The organism is Acidithrix ferrooxidans (genome assembly GCF_000949295.1).
Classification (GTDB): domain Bacteria; phylum Actinomycetota; class Acidimicrobiia; order Acidimicrobiales; family Acidimicrobiaceae; genus Acidithrix; species Acidithrix ferrooxidans.
In genome coordinates this window covers 1-17,932 of the sequence record NZ_JXYS01000061.1, presented here as the reverse complement: position 1 = coordinate 17,932, position 17,932 = coordinate 1, and the positions used below count along the sequence as shown (strand labels likewise).

Below are 17,932 nucleotides of genomic sequence, written 5' to 3'. Positions count from 1 at the left end.
TTGCGGAGGAGCTTTCAATTTATCCAAGATTTGGCTTTAGTTGATCCTAGATGGAAATGCCTTTGGGAATCTCCGGTGCATTGCTAGAAGCTATGGTCTTTAGTGGGCAAAATAAACACCTGCATTGGTGATGGTTTCATGCGGTCCAAATGACCTGATGCTCCCTTACGAGAGTGTTGCTTGATTCGCGGCTATGTTAGATAGCCCGAAAATTGAGTGGGACCACTAATTCAAACGTGTTGGGGCCATTGTGGTCACGCGTTTCCAGTCTTTGCCTATTCAGATGTGTATACAGCCAAAGTGGTATCTTGTGTGCCTAGCCGAGAGCCCTTGGAATGGCAGTGATTTTATCTATCCGTCCTTAGCCCCACGAGCATTAGTCGAGAAAATAAGTCGTACCTAGTAAACATGCTAGGTACGACGGTGAATTCAAATGTCAGATCGAAATTTTCTCGATAGTCTCGTTGGTTTAGGTTGGGTTATGAAGGTTGACCAAATACCATGATTTATCGATCTTTGATTGTGAGTCTACAACATGGCGGTCTGTCTTTTTTCTTATTAAAGATAAGCCGCGGCTAGGACTGATGCGACTTCGGGTCGAGAGTACTGGGAAGGTAGTGCCACTCCTCTGCTGAGCAGTTCTCTGACCTTGGTGCCTGAGAGTATCAAATGGCTTGATTTTGGATGGGGACAGGTTCTTTTAGAGACCACTTGTTCGCAGACAAGGCAAAAGAAACTATGTTCGAACTTCATTATCTCGATTCCCAATTGAGATGGATCTAAGGTGCTAAAGATCTCTTGGGCTGCATAGGTACCATAGTAGTCTCCAACCCCCGCATGATCTCGGCCAACGATAAAGTGGGTACATCCGTAGTTTTTGCGGGAGAGGGCATGAAGGATCGCCTCCTTAGGTCCTGCATATCGCATCGCTGCTGGATAAACTCCAAGGAGTACTCGATCCCTCGGGTAATAGTTATCTAAGAGAGTTCGATAAGCTTCCATTCGAACTTCAGAAGGTACGTCGTCATCTTTGGTATGGCCGACCAACGGATTAATAAAGAGGCCATCGACCAACTCCAGAGCTACTTTGTGGAGGTATTCATGCGCCCTATGGATCGGGTTTCTAGTTTGGAAGGCGACGACGGAGTTCCATCTTTGTTCATGAAAGTAACTGCGGGTCTCAGTTGGCGTTAGATATTCGCTACCACGAAAGTCTCGTACGGGTTGATGAAAAAAGAGTTCCCCAGCAATGGCAATGTCCCCTTCGTTGATGAGAGTAGCCACTCCAGGGTGTGCGCTATCGGTGGTACCGTAGACACTCTGCGCTTCTTGATGGAGTTCTACTGGGAAACGCTCTCTAATAATCATCGTAGCCACGTGAACACTCTGAATGTGTAGTTTTGCTGCGGCGGTTCCGGTAGCTAGTTCCCCTGAGGAGACAACAAAGGTGATTGGAAGTGGCCAAAGTGTCCCATCACTTAATTTCATCGAATCCAGAACACAGTGGTAGTCATCTCGTCCGAGAAAGGAAGAAAGGGGAGAGTAAGCACCAACGAATATCATCTCAAGGTCGGCTCTTTGTCTTGGCGAAAGTTCGATATCGATGAATTTATCTACCTTAAATGGCGCGGTAATCTCAAAGTGGATTAGTTCTCCGCCATGTGGCGGGGCGATTGGGTCGCTTGGATTAAAACTCACGTCTTGTCTCTTTCATTAGTAACCTTAGACGGTTGTGTCGTGGTATTTGGAGTCGTATTTGATACAATTAGGCTTCTTGAGCGGGCGGCTTTGTCTTAGTCCAAATTCCACATTCAGTGCGACCTTGGCCAACGAATCTGCCAGCACGTATGTCCTCGCCTGCCTTGACAGCTGCGGTACATGGCCAGCACCCCATTGATAGATAGCCTTGGGAATAGAGAGGGTGAAGTCTGAGATCGTAACTCTTGGCATAGGATTCTAGGTCTTTTCGCTCCCATCGATATAACGGGTTTAGCCTGATGGGATTGCCATCTTCAAGTGCACCCAGAGTATTTCGTGTTGAGGCGCTTTCGCGAGTCCTTCCATTTAGGATGGCGCTTGGCATGGTGGCCGCGAGAAAGTCCTCAAGCGGCTCTACCTTGTTTTGACTACAGCACGCGACTGGATCAATCAAATAGCCGTCTTCGAAGGGAGCTTTTGGCTTTAGTGTGATGAAGTTAGCACTCTGGTATCGAGATTTGAGGTAGGCGAAGAATGAAAGAGTTTCACTAAAATGGTAATTTGTATCAACAAAGACGACGTCACCGTCGAACCCTTGTGAGACGGCAAGGTCAATTAGTACGGTGCCAGCGATATTTAGACCGGTGGTTATCTTTAGGTCGATGTGGTCTTTTATGGCGGATCTCAGGATCTCTTTAGTTTCTTGGAAGTTAGATTCCAGCATCGGCGAGCTCTTTCTCTAAAAATCTCATTACTAGCTCTTTGGCTTGATCTAGCTCTAATTCTGCAGTCGGAACGAATAGGTCGGGTTGGGTTGGAGCTTCATAGGGGTCGTCGTATCCAGTAAGACCTTTTATCTCACCAGCTAGCGCCTTTTTGTAGAGTCCTTTTGTGTCTCTTTGAAGGACGGTCTCAAAGGGTGCGTGTACGTGGATTTCGCGGCCACGTTCACACATTGAAAGAGCTTGGTTCCTTGAGCTTTCGTATGGCGAGATGGCCGAGACGAGTACCACCACTCTGTTTCTCGCCAAGAGCGAGGCGATATATCCAAGCCTTTGAACCTGTAAGTCGCGATCTTTCCTGGAAAAACCGAGGTCTGGAGAGAGAACGGCGCGAATCTCATCGCCATCGAGCAGTTCTACTTTGATCCCTCTATTGGTCAGTTCTTGGTGAATCTCCCTGGCGATCGTTGTCTTGCCTGCGCCAGATAGGCCAGTAAACCAAAGAACGGGCGCGTGTGTTGGAAATTGTGGCATATTATCTTCCTGGTAACTTCTTTTTCGATTGTGCATTTGACATCAATTACCTCTTTTGTAGAAGCTTTGGATTCTTAGCTTCCAAGACTATGACGGGTTTTTCTCGCCCATTAGGGCCCTAGGTAGCATATCATTTCTTTGTTGGCGGACCTTAGTCTGCTATTTGAGTGCAGGTTCGGCGTTGGTCAAAGGTTCACCTGGTGGTGATTTTTCGAAGTCGGATTTTCCTTTGACCTTAGCGTGGAGTCCAACTCTCGCCAATCGAAGTCGAAGGTCGAATATCCATTTTCCTTCAACTCTTTTCGGGTGGTTTTAAATTGCTCGTAGACCAGTTGGTCTGTATCTTGTGTTCGACTTTTTAGATGGTCGACAAAGATTCCGCCGAAAGCTGGAGATGTACCATTCGTCGAAATTGCAATGTCGACTGAGCCAAAGAGTCGCCTAGTGGCAACGTGGCTAAAGTTGGCGGTCTTTGGCTCGTCCAAGGTATTTAAAAGGAATCTCTTTTTGAGGCTTTGGCGATGGATCCAACGGTTTAGCTTTTTATCGCGGTCACATGCTATTACCAAGAAGGGCTTTCGTAGCTCGCGTCTTTTGGGCCTGCGATCAACAACTATGATATCGTCATCTATCTCGTCGGTATTGATTGATTCCGTGGTCTGTCCGTACCTAAAAAGTGTAACAATCGCACCTTCCGCCATGGCGACGCGAGCCCGCATTAGAGCTTGTTTTGAGCTTCCTATAATATAGACGTCACGGGAATGCAGCTCTAGAGCGATAATCACAACGACTCCTTCGAGCTTGCCGACACCTTTATGCGTTGGCGCCTTGGGGCAGGAACATATGCAGTTAGTCTCGATCGCTCGAGACGATAGATGAAGTCTCCAAAGCGTTCGGACTCTTTTCGTTCATCTCGCCATGCAATTAGTAACGGAGCGAGAGAGTCGACTATCGACTCTTTTTCGACGTCCTCTGCAAAGAGTTGATTTAGGCGGGTACCCTCGCGATCGGAGCCAAGAAAGATGTCGTAGCTTTTCTTGGTGCGTCCAACTATACCAATCTCGGCCAAGTAGGGACGAGCGCACCCATTGGGACAACCAGTCATTCGAACTTCGATATCATCATCTCCGATGCCAAGGAGCTCGAGGCGATCTTGGAGTTGGCCCAGGAATGTCGGTAGATATCTTTCGGATTCGGCGAGGGCTAATCCACAGGTGGGAAGGGCTACACACGCAAAGGAAGAGACAAAGATTGGCTTTTGCCGCTTCAGGGATGGGACCCCTAGAGCTTCAAGATCATCTTGAAGATTTGGTGCGATCTCTGACGCTAAGTCGGTAAGGATAAGGTCACCTTTGGCGGTTACTGCGAGATTTGGACGGTACCTTTGTACTATTGTCGATATCGCAGTCCTATGGTTGATTGGGGCTGTGTCGGCAATTCGACCAGAGGGTAGCTTTATACCTAGGGCATAGCTATTGTTGAACTTATTTCGTGTTAGCCCTAGATGATCGTTTGTGGCCAAGAACAGGTCTTTTTCGGCCGGCTGGAATCGGATATCTACCTTTTCCTCTACAAGTCGGCGGAATTCGTCTACTCCAATGCGAGCAATTAGGTACTTTAGGCGTGCATGGGCCCGATCATTTCGATCTCCAAGGTCACGCTGGAGCTCGATTATTGCATCTGTGAAGGCGAAGAGACTCTCAATATCAATCTCTCCCAAGAGATCACCGAGGCGAGCAAATGTGCTTTCATCGGTTCCACTTCGGCCCAGGCCGCCTCCGACGTAGAGTCTTATTATTTGGGAATTTTCGTTATCGACTACGATCCCGAGATCGTGACTGAGCACGTCGATACAGTTGTCGATCGAAGAGACCACCCCGATCTTGAACTTTCTAGGTAGCATGTTTGCCCGATAGATAGATCGCTCTTGTGTCTTGGCACCTGAGATGGATTCAGCTACTTTTTCTCCGTCGATCCAAAATTCGAAATAGGCATCCGATGGTGCTTTATAACGGTTTGATATCTCGTTGGCGACTCTTTCGACGACCGTCTTCACCCGGGGATCCTCCACGTTTGGACATGCTGTGACATTTCTGATTACGTCACCACATCCACCCCATGTCGTTAATAGTGTCTCGTTGATGCGAGAAAGTAGTTCTCTAACGTCTTGTTTTGTCACAAAGTGAAATTGGATTCCCTGGCGAGTGGTGAGGCGAAGGGTCGAGTTCCCAAGATCATTGGCGATTTGGTTGAGTGCTAAATATTGTTCTGAGGAGATGCGTCCACCAGGTATTGAGACTCGGGCCATAACTAAATGCTCAATCTCTAGTCCAGCCTTCAGTCGAGTTGAGCGCGAGTCACGATTATCTTGGGTGTAGATCCCGTGGAACTTTAAGATCTGACTTGCTTCATTTGAGAATTTTGGATCATCGTTTTCGAGTTCGGAAGCGATCGTGCCTCGAAGAGAGTTAGAGTTCTCTTTGACCTTTTCCACCGCACTAATGTTTTTGATTGTCTTTTGTATATCGGTTTCCATTCACACTTCCTTTCGCATTTTCAATTCTCGATAATTCTAATCAGGTTTGTCATAATTAGACGGCCTTTTGCAATAAATTGCTCCTCAAGATGAAATAATACGAGATTACTTCGCTGCGTCCTTTCGGCTTTGATTGCGTTTGTGCCGTAAGATTTATCCTGGTGAATGCGTATATTGTCGCGCTTGGAAACCACTATTGGCCTAATAGATTGCAAAGTGGATGGTTTGGATCACATCCCCGAGTTATCAGCTGAGTCGGAGTTTTTCATACGTGAGATGGCTCAGCTCTGGCCATGGTCACTTCTGCCGCTCTGATGTGGCAATCAAACTTACTATACAAGATATGAGTTTTGTACTTCAACCTATGCGAGGTATGAAGAGTAGAGGATCTTAGTTTTAGGTGGTTCGATCGCTCTTATCGGTATTTTTGAATCTACGATTCAAGGCGCTTCTCTATAGCTCGGCCAAGTCGACTACTATCATGGTTTTCCCTAAGAGTCAGATATAAGCGGACATTTCTGGGGAATCGTCTAGCCGCTTGTGATGTTGGCTGAGATCAGCGGAGGTTCTCCTGCTGTGATTGTATATATAGATTCGACTTTAACTTCGATCTTGCCTACTTAGCATGAGTTTCATCGATTCTGAGATTGATGAGTTATTTAGCTATTTCGTAAGTATCGGCCTTGTTATTTATTTGATTGCTCTTCTGGAGTGATTGCAATTTCAAGTGCTAACTAGTTTTTTAGATTCTTCTTGTTTTTAGTTTGTGGAATGGCCTAAACTTACCCTCTGGTCCGGGCCAAATTACCTTGAACAACAGTGGCTTTCGTTAAAATAGGGTGTTGTTTAAGCCTTTGTTGAACCTTGAGGGTCCAAGTAGGCGAATTTTATCACAAGATATTTTGCGATCGGGCGATCACCCAAGGATGAACTCTCCGACTCTTTCCAAGGCGAGATCTGCCTCGGGCATTGGAAAGCTTGGCCATACGTGCCAGAGCCCTTCGCCAACCTCTAGGGTTGCTTCTACGTTGCAATCGTGGAATTTTTCTATAAGTCGGAATGAATCATCGAAGAGAATTTCATCGGTTCCAACGAAGACAAGGTGTGGAGGTAAGCCCGAAAGGTCACCAAGGAGGGGAGATGCGCGGTGATCGCTGGCATCGGCTCCATTTAGGTAGATCTGAATGGCTGGTTTCATCCCTTTAGCATCGAGCATTGGATCAATATCGTTTCGCAGGCGGAGAGAGTCGCCAGATGCGGTTAAGTCGGTCCAAGGACTAAAAAGGAAGCTTTTACCTGGGAGGCTGTGGCCTCCATCGCGAATTGCGACTTCGGTTGCAAGGCTCAGTCCCCCACCAGCTGAATCGCCTCCTATGACGATATTTTGAGGGTCGACACCATTTGATAACAGTCCCAAGTAGACCTTCAATGAGTCTTCTAATGCCGCCGGAAAGGGGTTTTCCGGTGCTAGTCGGTAGTCAGCCATTACTACCTTGGATTCGGAGGCTAAGGCTAGGCGTGCCCCTAGTGAACGATGACTTTTTAGTGAGCCGGCCGAGTATCCTCCTCCATGAAAGTAGAGTATAACATTTTTACCAGAGCGATTGAGTGGATCGATGTATTCAACGACTACCCCTTGGATCTCTGCTTCGGTGATGACCACACCATCAGGCACGGGGCTAAAATCGCTAACGGAGTCGGTCATGACACGTATCTCTTCAACGCTTTGAGGTGGATGATCGGAGTGTTTCATTTGTAGAAGAAGATCTCTGAACATATTAGCTTCATTTGAGAGCATGTTGTCTTTACCACCTAAAAGAGTTCAAAGGTATATAGGCCGACGTTATATCACACCAACTCTATCACAGTGATCGGGATAGATCTTTGACCTAAGTTGATTACGGTTATGCGCCCGGAAGGCAACAATTTAGGCTTTAGGTTGTTTTACGCTTGATCTCTTTTTGTGTCATCGGACTTGAATATCAGGCATATGAGCCTCGGAGCGATATGCGACCGAGGATTTGATTTTTTTGAGTGTGACCAAGCACACGCCGGGGCCAAAAGTGTGCAAGAGTTCTTGGCTCCCTAAAGTTCTCACTTTCTGTCAAGCAAGCGCAGGTCTAAGCGACTTTTTCTCAAGGGTTGCTTTTTCACCTCTATTGGAGTGATTGGGAGAATTCGAAATGATGTGCCAAAGATTCTCTAAATTGGGATTCAGCAAGGCTATCGGGCTGAGCGGGATGTCAAGTTCTATTGATTGAGAATCCTTTGGAAAATGACAAGAAAGAGCGATTTCCAAAGGAAACACTAGATTGTCGCGATCAAAAAAAGCAGACATCTAGAGGATAAGGTGACTTTTGCATATGGCTTGTAATTTCTGTCTTAGATTTGATTTGGTGTCAATTGGTGCTAGAGACCTCTGGGTTTCTTGGAAGGATTGTTATTAGGGCGAGCACTGCTATGACTAGAGCTATGTTGACTAAGAAGGCAATCGCTCCAGCATGAATATATCTATCTTGAGAGATAATTCCGTTCTTGGTGTGGGGGAGTTGGCCTGCGAGCACGGTGAAAAATACGGTTCCAGTCAGTGCGACGCCAAATGCACTGCCGATTCTTTGAGCAGTCTGAAGAAGACCGGCTGCGGTGCCAGCTTGGCTTCGTGGGATTGATCTCAAAAGGAAGTCTTGGTTCGGAGCGATAAAGATTCCATTTCCAAAGCCCCCTATGAAGAGTGGAATAACCAGCGTGATGGATAAGATATTTGAATTAGATGAGTGGAATATAAGCGCAATAGAAACTACCGAGGTCGCTAACATCGAGGCAGCTAGAGTCAAAACTCTACGTTTTAGTCGCGCTGAGAATTTATCAGAAATTGATCCAGAGATTAAGGTTCCCAAGGCGAAAGGGGCGACGGTAAGACCCGAGGCAAGGGGTGAGCGCCCTAGACCTACCTGCCAAATGAGAGAGATGATAATGAAAAGAGAAGAGAAAGCCCCGAAATAGGCCATCGCTATAGCAACCCCTCCCGAAAAGGGCCGTTGGCGTGCTAGTTTGGGATCAACAATGGGTTCACGGCCCGTTCTGGATGCGAATTGCTCCCATTTGGTCAGAGATATAAATATTATGGCTCCGAAGGCTATCGAAAGATAAGTCCACAGAGGCCATCCGATACTTTGTCCTTCTATCAATGGTATGAAGATGGCCGCCAGTCCAACGGTGATTAAAGCCAGACCAAATGGATCAAGCTTATGGGTGATTTTGGGTCTATTGTTAGGGATGAGCACAACCGCCATGGGGATGGCTATAGCGCCGATGATGAGGTTTACAAAGAAGACAAGGCGCCAACCCAAGGCTGAACCCGCTAAGGATAGAATTACTCCACCCAGAATCGGACCGAGTGCCGATGAAACCCCAATCATCGTTCCTAGAATTCCAAAAGCTCTGCTTCGGGCCCTGCCTATAAATAGAAGTTGAATTGTCGCTTGGACTGAAGGGCCAAAGAGCCCAGCTGCAAGGCCTTGAATTACTCTGGCGATAACTAGTTCGGTTGGATTTATTGCAGTTCCACATACGACACTAGCGATTGTAAAGAGGCTGATACCTGTTAGGAAGATTGGCTTGTGGCCAATGCGATCTCCAAAACGACCAGCCGGCACCAGGATAAGCCCGAATGCCAATAGGTATCCCGATACGATCCACTCTATATCGCTAGACGTTGCATGGAGATTGTTTGCAATCGATGGGAGTGCGACATTCACGATGGTTGAATCAATTACAGCCATGAAGGTACCGCTCAACACGACTATCAGCGTCTTCCAATTCTTAGAGGTTGGCGTAGGTTCGAAGTTGTCTTGATAGGTGCTGTTTTGGTTCAAGATTTCCTAGTCTTTGAGTTTTGCTAAAGCAATATTAGTTGTCACCTACACCTTGATGACCTCCAACAAAGGCGATGTAAGCAAAACGAGCGACCCAAAGGGTCGCTCGTCGATCTGAAGTTACTTCAAATAAAAGGTTTAGTTAGCCAGCGCTTCTATAGCCTCGTCGTGGCTCGCGGTCATATCCGCCCCGTCCACCGTATCCACGGCTTTCAGTTCCGCTTGCGTCACTTGGCCGTCCGAAGCTGCTGCTTCTATCGTAGGAACGAGATTCATCGGATCTTCCTGATCCCGATGATCCAGAGGAAGATGAACGATAACTTCTCGATGGACGTGAGGAGTTTCCGCCATAAGATGATCCAAATCCACGTCGTCCTGAGTTCATCCCAGTACCACTTCGTGCGCGACTTTCGTCCAACTCCATTACCTCGCCATTGAATTCTTCCAAGAGTGGGATATTTCCAAGAGTTGGCTCTTCGGGATTGCCTCTGAACATCTGCTGAGGAAGGCCCAGGTTCTTCTGCAAACCTTGGACGGTTCTCATCTGTGATCTACCTAGAAGCGTTACGACAGCTCCATTGGAACCCGCACGGGCCGTTCGTCCTGAACGGTGGATGTAAGCCTTGTGGTCATCTGGAAGTTCGTAGTGAACAACTAGATCCAATCCGACAACGTCTATACCTCTTGCTGCTACGTCAGTTGCGACAAGCACAGAGGTTCTTCCCTTGGTGAATTTCGAAAGAACGCGTTCACGTGCATTCTGTCGCATATTACCATGAAGGGCGTCTACTTGAATTCCGTCGTCGTAGAGATGACCGGCAAGGGTATCTGCGTTGTCACGAGTACGAACAAAGACGATTGTTTTTCTAGCCCCTGCGGTGATCTTCTTTAGAATTTCGAGCTTATCGGTCTCTCGGGTCACAAGGAAGAAGTGGGACATATTGTCGATGCTTCGAACCTTAGTGGTCGTCTCATGGCGAATTGGATCGCTCATGTGGCGCTTGATTAGAGTTTCAACATCACCGTCTAAGGTAGCTGAGAATAGCATTGTCTGGCGATCTGCAGCTGTCTTCGAGAGTATCTCAACTACAGGTGGAAGAAAACCCATATCGGCCATACGGTCGGCTTCGTCGATGATTACGGTTTTAATGTTCTCAAGATTGATCCTACGTCGATCCATAAGGTCGATTAGTCGTCCAGGTGTGGCAACTACAACTTCTACGCCTCGGGTGAGGTCGCGGATCTGTCGTTCCATTGAACTGCCACCGTAGATGGCCGCAATTCTTGGCTGGCCTTTTCTAGGTTGAGTAAGGAGGGTCATAAAGACGTCTCGAACTTGTGTTGCAAGTTCGCGAGTCGGCACCAAGATAAGAGCGGTAGGGCTCATAGGCTTGGCTTGTTCACAGTTTTGTAGGATTGGAATGAGAAAGGCCAAAGTCTTTCCCGAACCCGTACCTGCCATTGCGCATATGTCTTTGCCTTCCAAGGCGTCTTTGATCGTGATTGCTTGGATCTCAGTTGGCGTTGACATACCGTTTTCGGACAGGCGATTAGAGATGTGGCTAGCCACACCTAGTGATTCAAAGGTGGTCAAAATATTTGTTTTCCTTGTTCTTCGTTTTTTTCAGTTCGGCATTGGGGACAAGGCCTCGCCGATTCCGATACGAAGCGGAAAAAATGAGGATGTCCAGAGTCTCACATGAGCTCAACCGACATATAACACTATAGCAACCAATTATGGTTCTTCTGCAGACGGGTGATGGAGCATCCTATCACACATTGTTTGGTAGTCAAATTGGAAAGTATGGGAGATGATAGGGTTGGCGAACTAGTATTGAAGGTTTTTGAGGTTTAAGAGGCCAGTTTAATTTCAAGCTTTTATGGCTAATTGCTATGGGTAGTTATCTAAAATAAATGGCTTGGTTTCTAGTTGTTAGCCTAAAGTTCTTCGCTGTGGTTGTAGACGTCGACGTCGACCATCTGTGCTTCTAGGTGCGAGATGATCTGCCTGAGATTTGTTGCAAAGCTTTCAATACTTGAGCGTGAGAGACACGAGACTGCGAAGGTCTCTTGCTGGTTAAATTTGGGAAAGAGATCAGTCATCATCTCGGTGCCTGATTCGGTGACCTTGAGGTGAACGAGTCTACGGTCTGTCTGATCGGTAATTCGCTCAATGAACCCGCGTGCTTCCATCGTCTTTATAACGCCAGAAAGAGTAGATTTTGAAATGCCAGCTTCCTCGGCGGCATGGCGTACTTCGATTCCGTCCCAGATCCAAACTACCCAGAGTACGACGAAACCTGTCCACGAAAGTCCAATTGGTCGCAGAACCGTGTTTGTGAAATATTTCCGAGTTGAGTTAGCGGCACGATAGAGGTTTGCAATGGCACTTTGCGCTACAAAGTCAATCGGCAGGCCGCTCAATCGGGCTTCCATGGTCTTTTCTGTCTCTGCGAGCGTGTAATGGCCTGTCACACTTATATGGTAGTCGCACATAGTTAACTTCTCAGTTGGTATCACCCTCATTATTGACTTGATTTGGATCGATAAAGTCGGCCAATTGTTTCACAAGGCGCCCTGTATAGTTGGTGTTGTCGTTGGAGTAAGTCTTTACGTCCAACAAGGTATTACTCCTATGGTTTGAGTGTCTCTTTGATCTTTGTCTGGGAAAGAAAAATTTGGGGGTTTTCCCCGCCAAGGGCGACTTTGGAAGTGGAGGATATGTGGGTCAGATCGATCTTAGTGCACTCAGCGAGCTTGTGGTTCGCCTAAAAGATAATCGGATCGACGTGCTTAGATTGGCCTTTTGTGACTTGACGGGAGTTGAGAGAAGTCGGGACATACTTGTATCGTCCATGGTGAGCGTACTTTCAAATGGCGTACCATTTTCGTCTGAGATCTATCGAAGGACCGATGGGGCCGCAATGGGCCAAAGCCGGATCGAAGCTGTGAAAACGGCAGGCGACATCCTGGGCTATTTGGATATAGGTACATTGAAGGCTGTCCCCTGGGAGGCAGGTGTTGCCCATGGAATATTAGACCTACACAATCTCGATGGGACAGCAGTTGCAGAAGATCCACGAGAGGTTTTGCGAAGGGTCCAAGGAAAATTAACTGCGATGGGACTAGTGCCTCTTGTTGGCCCAGAGCTCGAATTTTATCTTCTAGAGCCCGATGGCAATTCTGGGTGGCAAAGATATGGGTCGGGCGGTGGGAATATTTATTCTTCGGGCCTAAAGGGAGATCCGGAGAATTTTCTATTGAATAGCCTTAGGATGCTAGAGGGGTTCGAGATAGGTGCTTTTGGTGCCAATCACGAGTTTTCATCGGGACAATTTGAGATAAATCTTTGGCATTGCATAGCTACCGAAGCGGCTGATCGTGCTTTTAGATTCAAATCTGCCATAAAGGAGATGGGCCGTCAAACTAACAAGCTGGCGACATTTATGGCTAAGCCATTCAACGGCGAGAGTGGATCTGGTTTTCATCTGCATTTTTCCATTTTGGATGACCTCGGACGTCCCCTTTTCGAGGATAAAGGGGGTCCCGATGGACTCTCGGATCTCGCAAGGAGTGCAATCGCTGGAGTTTTACGTCATGCCCGAGCCGTCACCGCCCTGTGCAGCCCGACTATTAATTCATATAAACGCTTTGCTCCAGGAACATTTGCTCCATGGTTGGTGGATTGGGGTTTGAACGACCGGGGTGCTATGATTCGAATTCCGTCACAGCGAGGGCTTTCGACAAGGATGGAGCTTCGCCTTGGCGATGCATCTGCAAATCCTTATTTGGCGATCGCAGGACTCCTTGCTGGGGCATATCTGGGAATCAAAGAGGAGCTAACGCTCCCAGAAGTAAGAACAGGAGATCCGAGGGACCTTATTGCTTTGCCTAGAACCTTAAGAGATGCAATTGAGGCACTTCGCGATGACGAAGAACTAGTCGAACTTCTAGGCGATGGGTTTGTTGATGCCTTTATCTGCCTAAAGCGCGATGAAATTGAGCGATTTAGTCGCTACGTAACCGACTGGGAATTCATTGAATACGCATATCACCTTTGAACCAAGGACTTTCGTAGATTTGCCCTAAATTCGCAGGCTTTTCTCTGTTGGCTTTCGGCCGTTGGAATCGCTGGGTTTCCCAGCAGGATTTCGGGTCAGTAGTTGCGCCTTTGCTCATGTGTCGTTGTAGCTAGTTTTGCAATGGCGTTATTTCGACCTATTCCGCCCTTGGTTTTGGTTGGTCGTCCTCTTTGATGTTTTCATTTGCTCTTAGCTATCTGTCATATTCTTAGGTTGCATCTTTTTAAAGGTGGATCTCTTGGGCTATGAAAGATTCGACTTGACTCAGGGGCTTTACTTTTTGCGAATTCGCAAGAGTCCAACTCATTGCTACGTCACAGATTAATTCGTTTAATGAATATTGCGACTAAATCAAAGATGCTAGTTTTGTCAATGGTAGTCAAGGTGATGACTGGAGTTGAGTTGGGAGTTGAAGTAGAAAAGGGGCCATTAGGGCGTACTTCTCTAGCAATTTTGCCGATTATTTTGGCGGCAACTTTTATGCAACTTTTGGATGTGAGCATCGTAAATGTTGCCATTCCTTCGATACAAAGTCACTTGCATGCTTCGTTTGGATCGGTTGAGGCGGTTGTAGCAGGATACCAACTTAGCTTTGCAGCGACTTTGATGACGGCTAGTCGTCTCGGGGATGTTTTTGGGAGGCGACGTCTCTTTTTGATTGGCATGGCTGGCTTTGCAATAGCCTCTGGCCTTTGTGGGGCAGCGCCATACGTTAGCGTTTTGGTCTTTGGTCGCGTGGTGCAAGGATTCTTTTCTGGATTGATGTTTCCCCAGGTATTATCGATTATCCAGGTGACTTTTCCGTCAAGTCAAAGAAGTAAGGTCTTTGGAATATACGGAGCCACGATTGGGCTTGCAACTATCGCAGGTCCTTTAATCGGTGGACTACTTATAAAGGCGAATATCGCCAATCTTGATTGGCGCCTAATCTTCTATGTGAACGTTCCAATTGGCGTGGCTGCGTTCGTCGGGGCTCTATTTTTGCTTGGTGAATCAAAATCCTCGACCTCCTCGAGTGTGGATTCCATGGGAGCATTTTTGATTACCGCTGGCTTGGTGATGGCACTTTATCCACTTATTGAGGGCAGGGCTTCTTCTTGGCCGAATTCGATGGTTGCGATGTTGATTGGATCGGTCTTTGTTATTGGGGGCTTTGGAGTCCATCAATATTTGCGATATCGCCATGGAAACGTTACGCTTGTGTCAATTGAGGCAATTCGTACCCGTTCCCTTGGGGTGGGGTTGATTTTATTCCTGATATTTTTCCTTGGTATTGCGCCTTTCTTTTTCGCATTTTCTATCTTTCTTCAAGAGGGGAATGGGTTCTCGCCTCTAGCAGCAGGGCTAACGACCGCTCCTTTTGCGATTGGGTCTGTTCTTTCTTCGTTCTTGACAACTCGGACTAGGTCGAAAGATGCGAGAATTTTGATGCTCGCGGGATCGCTGATTTTGGCTATTTCAATGTGGCTATTGATTCGTCTGTTGTATCATGTCGGTGCTCAACTTAGCGGATTTAAGTTGATCGTTCCTCTCTTTATAGCTGGAATTGGGGTGGGACTCTTCGTAGGGCCAGCCTCCTCTTTGGTGCTCGCTCGAGTCCCAGAGGAGGCAATTGGTAGTGCGTCTGGGAGTCTCTCTACGGTACAGCAGATCGGTGGGGCACTCGGAGTGGCTCTTATTGCAATTATATTTTTTGGATTTCTAGGTGCGAACGCCAATCAAGCTGCTCGAGCGCAATTACCGCCAATCACGGCAGAACTGACATCACTTGGACTTCCAGCTCCACTGGTAAAGGTCGGTACCAACCTCTTTGTGACATGCATTCACGACCGCGCAACGGAGAAGAATCCGAGCGCACTTCCACACAGTTGCATAGAAGTTGGTGGTGCAATCCAAATAGCACCGATTGCTCCTAAAGAGAAGAAACAGTTAGTTTCAATGTTTCTCAATGCGGCTCAAAATGCAGCACAAGGGGACTTTTTGGTTAGCCTGAGAGATACTTTGAGCTTTGAAATCGCTGTATTTGTACTTACGTTTTTATTGACCCTAGCACTGCCAGGTTGGCCCAAGGAGAATTTGGACGAACGCGCGATTGTGATCTGAACTGGTCAGATAGCGATAAAAGGATCTATGGCTCATTGGGTTTTAGAAGACCCTTTAGCAAATGATCTTTATCTATGTGATTGTAAAATCATATGGTTTGCGAATGAGCCGCTCCGCCTAGTTTCTACTTTTAGATCTGTTGCCTCTTTGGCGAAGTGACTAATAACCGCTGGCTCTTAATCTCTTACCCACAAACTGACGTGACCTTTATCTCTTTGGGGTTCGTCCCTATGTTGTCTCTCGAGGGCGGGACTTTTTGACTGCGTTGGATTGCTAACTCTGGATAATCGCTGCCTAGAGATGAGTATTACGAGTTATGAACGGTCGTTTCGGTTGGGATTTCGCGGAAGACACAACCTGTTTCTGAGCGCAAGAGCGGCAATATTTCGTGATTTGATAATTTTTCGTACCAATAGTAGATCATCTAAGAATGCATTCAAGGTGACCAGGGATTAGGTCGAAAATTAACCGAGGGAAATATGTTTGATCGTAATGTTCGGGAATTCCCGACTGGAGGGGTTCATGGCTGTCCTAGATTCGAGTAGTTATCGGCTAGATGCACGGAATGAAGTCTCTGAGATAATAAATGCTACTGATCAGATGAGTATCGCAATTGATGAAGTGGCCAGAGGTGCCCAGGAGGCCGCAACGGGCGCGAAGGGGGCGGAGGATGCAGCTAAAGTCGGACTTGCCTCTGCAGAACGAGCTTCAACGGCCATGGGTGAAGTTTCGGAGATTATGGCGGATACGGAAGCTAGCCCCAGTTTCGGCTGAATTGCCCCCAAGACCCCGTTTAAGCCCCCTTTTAGCCCCTATTTGGGGGTAACCCTTATTTGGAGATGCTGGTAGATGAAGTTCGGTTTTCTCAAGTGGCGAATGTAGTGCCCTAAGCTGAGAGTTAGCTGCGAATATTGACCTACAAGGTAATTCATCTGGTATACTTGTTATATGTTCATTCGCGCGAAGACCACTAAGAATAAGGCAACTGGAACTAAATATATAAAGCATCAGTTAGTTAGGTCTTATCGCGAAGGAGACAAAGTACGCCAAGAGATAGTTATGGATCTAGGACGACTTGAGATTGATCCTAAGGACTACAAGAAGCTAGCTCAGATATTGACGATGAGACTAGCTGGCTCTGAGTCTCTGTTTGAAGGTGATCTAGAACTAAAGTCGATAGCCGATAAAGTTCTATCTAGCTTTTCTGTTACTCAAACACTTCGCTCTGATCGTGAAGTAATCACAAAAGATTCCGAGTTCCTAAATGTCAATATATCATCTCTAGAGGCATCTGATATTAGGCGCTTAGGTCCTGAACTAATAGCTAGTAGCTTCTATGACAGATTGAAGATCAAAGAGCAACTACTACGTTGTGGCCTTAGTGAAAAAGAGACAGCAATTGCTAAAGCTGTAATATGTGCTCGTTTGGTTGCTCCTTCTTCTGATCTTGAAACACATCGCTTCCTAAAAGAGGACTCTGCACTCTATGAATTGGTAGACCAAGACCTTAGCAATATCGGTAAAGATGCTATTTATGAGATAGCTGATGCTATCTACGAAGCCAAAGACTCAATCGAGATGGCACTTATCAAAGCCGAGAATGAGCTTTACCCAACTAATAAGCGTCTCTTTTTATTTGATCTTACCAATGCCTATTTTGAGGGACGAACACTTGGTAATGATCTAGCCCAATATGGCCACTCCAAAGAGAAGCGCTTCGACTGTACTTTAGTAAGTCTTGCCCTTTTGGTGGATGATCGTGGACTACCGATCTATAGCCACATATATCCTGGTAACCAGTCAGAGCCTGAAACCCTTGGTGATGTCTTATCTAGTATCTCTAGTCACCTAAGACAGGGACTCTTTAGCGAAGATCTCCCAACGGTTATCATGGATAGAGGGATAGCAACTTATGACAACATCGCACTGATTGAGTCCTATGGTCTTAGCCCTTCTTTCGCTGATTTCCCGAAAAATCGCCCCAATTGGCCTTTTTGAGTTGATTTTTGAGGATTTTCGACTTGGGTGATTTATAGATGCCCTGGTAGATGGGTATTAGGTCTTTTTGGGTCGCGAATGTAGTGTCCTAATTTTTGAGTAGTTTTGATTATGACTTGCATTAGCTCTGACATGGTGCTATTGTCTTGTTGTGTTTATCCGTGAAACTCCAACAGTTAATAAAAAGACCGGCGTTAGCTACAGTAAGTACCAACTCGTTGAGTCCTACCGCTGTGAAAAAGGTCCCCGTCAACGTATAGTAATGACCTTGACCGAACTGGACCTGGATAAGTCATTGTGGCCAGCTCTGGCCAATGCTATTACCTGGGACTCTCTGGAGTAACCTCACTCTTTGAATCAGATCCTATTATTGCCAGATACGCA

At 46.8% G+C, this 17,932-nt stretch carries 14 protein-coding genes; 5 read left to right on the top strand and 9 right to left on the bottom strand.

The genetic code is table 11. From position 1 onward, the window contains the following. Positions 1-558 precede the first annotated feature (558 nt). The 9 genes from sat to AXFE_RS09135 all read right to left on the bottom strand — a co-directional run bounded on the left by sat (position 559) and on the right by AXFE_RS09135 (position 11,861). Positions 559-1,698: a sulfate adenylyltransferase gene (gene sat / locus AXFE_RS09180; protein WP_082058621.1), complete on the bottom strand. Its 1,140-nt coding sequence runs from the start codon at positions 1,696-1,698 to the stop codon at positions 559-561. A gap of 67 nt (positions 1,699-1,765) precedes the next feature. Further along, positions 1,766-2,422, bottom strand: coding sequence for a phosphoadenylyl-sulfate reductase (locus tag AXFE_RS09175; RefSeq protein WP_052605567.1), 657 nt, complete (start codon positions 2,420-2,422; stop codon positions 1,766-1,768). Next, positions 2,409-2,954: an adenylyl-sulfate kinase gene (gene cysC / locus AXFE_RS09170; protein ID WP_052605607.1), complete on the bottom strand. Its 546-nt coding sequence runs from the start codon at positions 2,952-2,954 to the stop codon at positions 2,409-2,411. The genes AXFE_RS09175 and cysC overlap by 14 nt, the downstream gene beginning before the upstream one ends. 185 nt (positions 2,955-3,139) lie before the next feature. Continuing rightward, complete coding sequence (locus tag AXFE_RS09165; protein ID WP_052605566.1) at positions 3,140-3,739, bottom strand: NAD(P)-dependent oxidoreductase; 600 nt, start codon at positions 3,737-3,739, stop codon at positions 3,140-3,142. After that, complete coding sequence (locus AXFE_RS09160) at positions 3,736-5,490, bottom strand: NADPH-dependent assimilatory sulfite reductase hemoprotein subunit (protein WP_052605565.1); 1,755 nt, start codon at positions 5,488-5,490, stop codon at positions 3,736-3,738. Before AXFE_RS09160 ends, AXFE_RS09165 begins: the two co-directional genes overlap by 4 nt. Before the next feature lie 916 nt (positions 5,491-6,406). Then, positions 6,407-7,243: an alpha/beta hydrolase gene (locus AXFE_RS09155; protein WP_160291800.1), complete on the bottom strand. Its 837-nt coding sequence runs from the start codon at positions 7,241-7,243 to the stop codon at positions 6,407-6,409. Between the two features lie 646 nt (positions 7,244-7,889). Next, complete coding sequence (locus AXFE_RS09145; protein WP_052605562.1) at positions 7,890-9,365, bottom strand: MFS transporter; 1,476 nt, start codon at positions 9,363-9,365, stop codon at positions 7,890-7,892. 142 nt (positions 9,366-9,507) lie between these two features. Next, positions 9,508-10,959, bottom strand: coding sequence for a DEAD/DEAH box helicase (locus tag AXFE_RS09140; RefSeq protein ID WP_052605561.1), 1,452 nt, complete (start codon positions 10,957-10,959; stop codon positions 9,508-9,510). Positions 10,960-11,303: 344 nt separating this feature from the next. Continuing rightward, a complete protein-coding gene (locus tag AXFE_RS09135; protein ID WP_200891245.1) occupies positions 11,304-11,861 on the bottom strand; it encodes a MarR family winged helix-turn-helix transcriptional regulator in 558 nt (185 codons plus the stop codon). Positions 11,862-12,043: 182 nt separating this feature from the next. Here AXFE_RS09135 and AXFE_RS09130 point away from each other — a divergent pair, with 182 nt between their 5' ends. The 5 genes from AXFE_RS09130 to AXFE_RS19325 all read left to right on the top strand — a co-directional run bounded on the left by AXFE_RS09130 (position 12,044) and on the right by AXFE_RS19325 (position 17,891). Next, positions 12,044-13,426, top strand: a complete 1,383-nt coding sequence (locus tag AXFE_RS09130) for a glutamine synthetase family protein (RefSeq protein ID WP_200891244.1) — start codon at positions 12,044-12,046, stop codon at positions 13,424-13,426. A gap of 393 nt (positions 13,427-13,819) precedes the next feature. Beyond that, a complete protein-coding gene (locus AXFE_RS09125) occupies positions 13,820-15,550 on the top strand; it encodes an MFS transporter (RefSeq protein WP_235347726.1) in 1,731 nt (576 codons plus the stop codon). Positions 15,551-16,042: 492 nt separating this feature from the next. Then, on the top strand, positions 16,043-16,324 hold the full coding sequence (locus AXFE_RS09120) for a hypothetical protein (RefSeq protein WP_160291798.1): 282 nt from the start codon (positions 16,043-16,045) through the stop codon (positions 16,322-16,324). 174 nt (positions 16,325-16,498) lie between these two features. After that, entirely contained in the window at positions 16,499-17,548 is a 1,050-nt protein-coding gene (locus AXFE_RS09115) for an IS1634 family transposase (RefSeq protein WP_052605558.1), read from the top strand. A 151-nt stretch (positions 17,549-17,699) separates the two neighbouring features. Further along, on the top strand, positions 17,700-17,891 hold the full coding sequence (locus AXFE_RS19325; RefSeq protein ID WP_152625990.1) for a hypothetical protein: 192 nt from the start codon (positions 17,700-17,702) through the stop codon (positions 17,889-17,891). Positions 17,892-17,932: the final 41 nt, after the last annotated feature.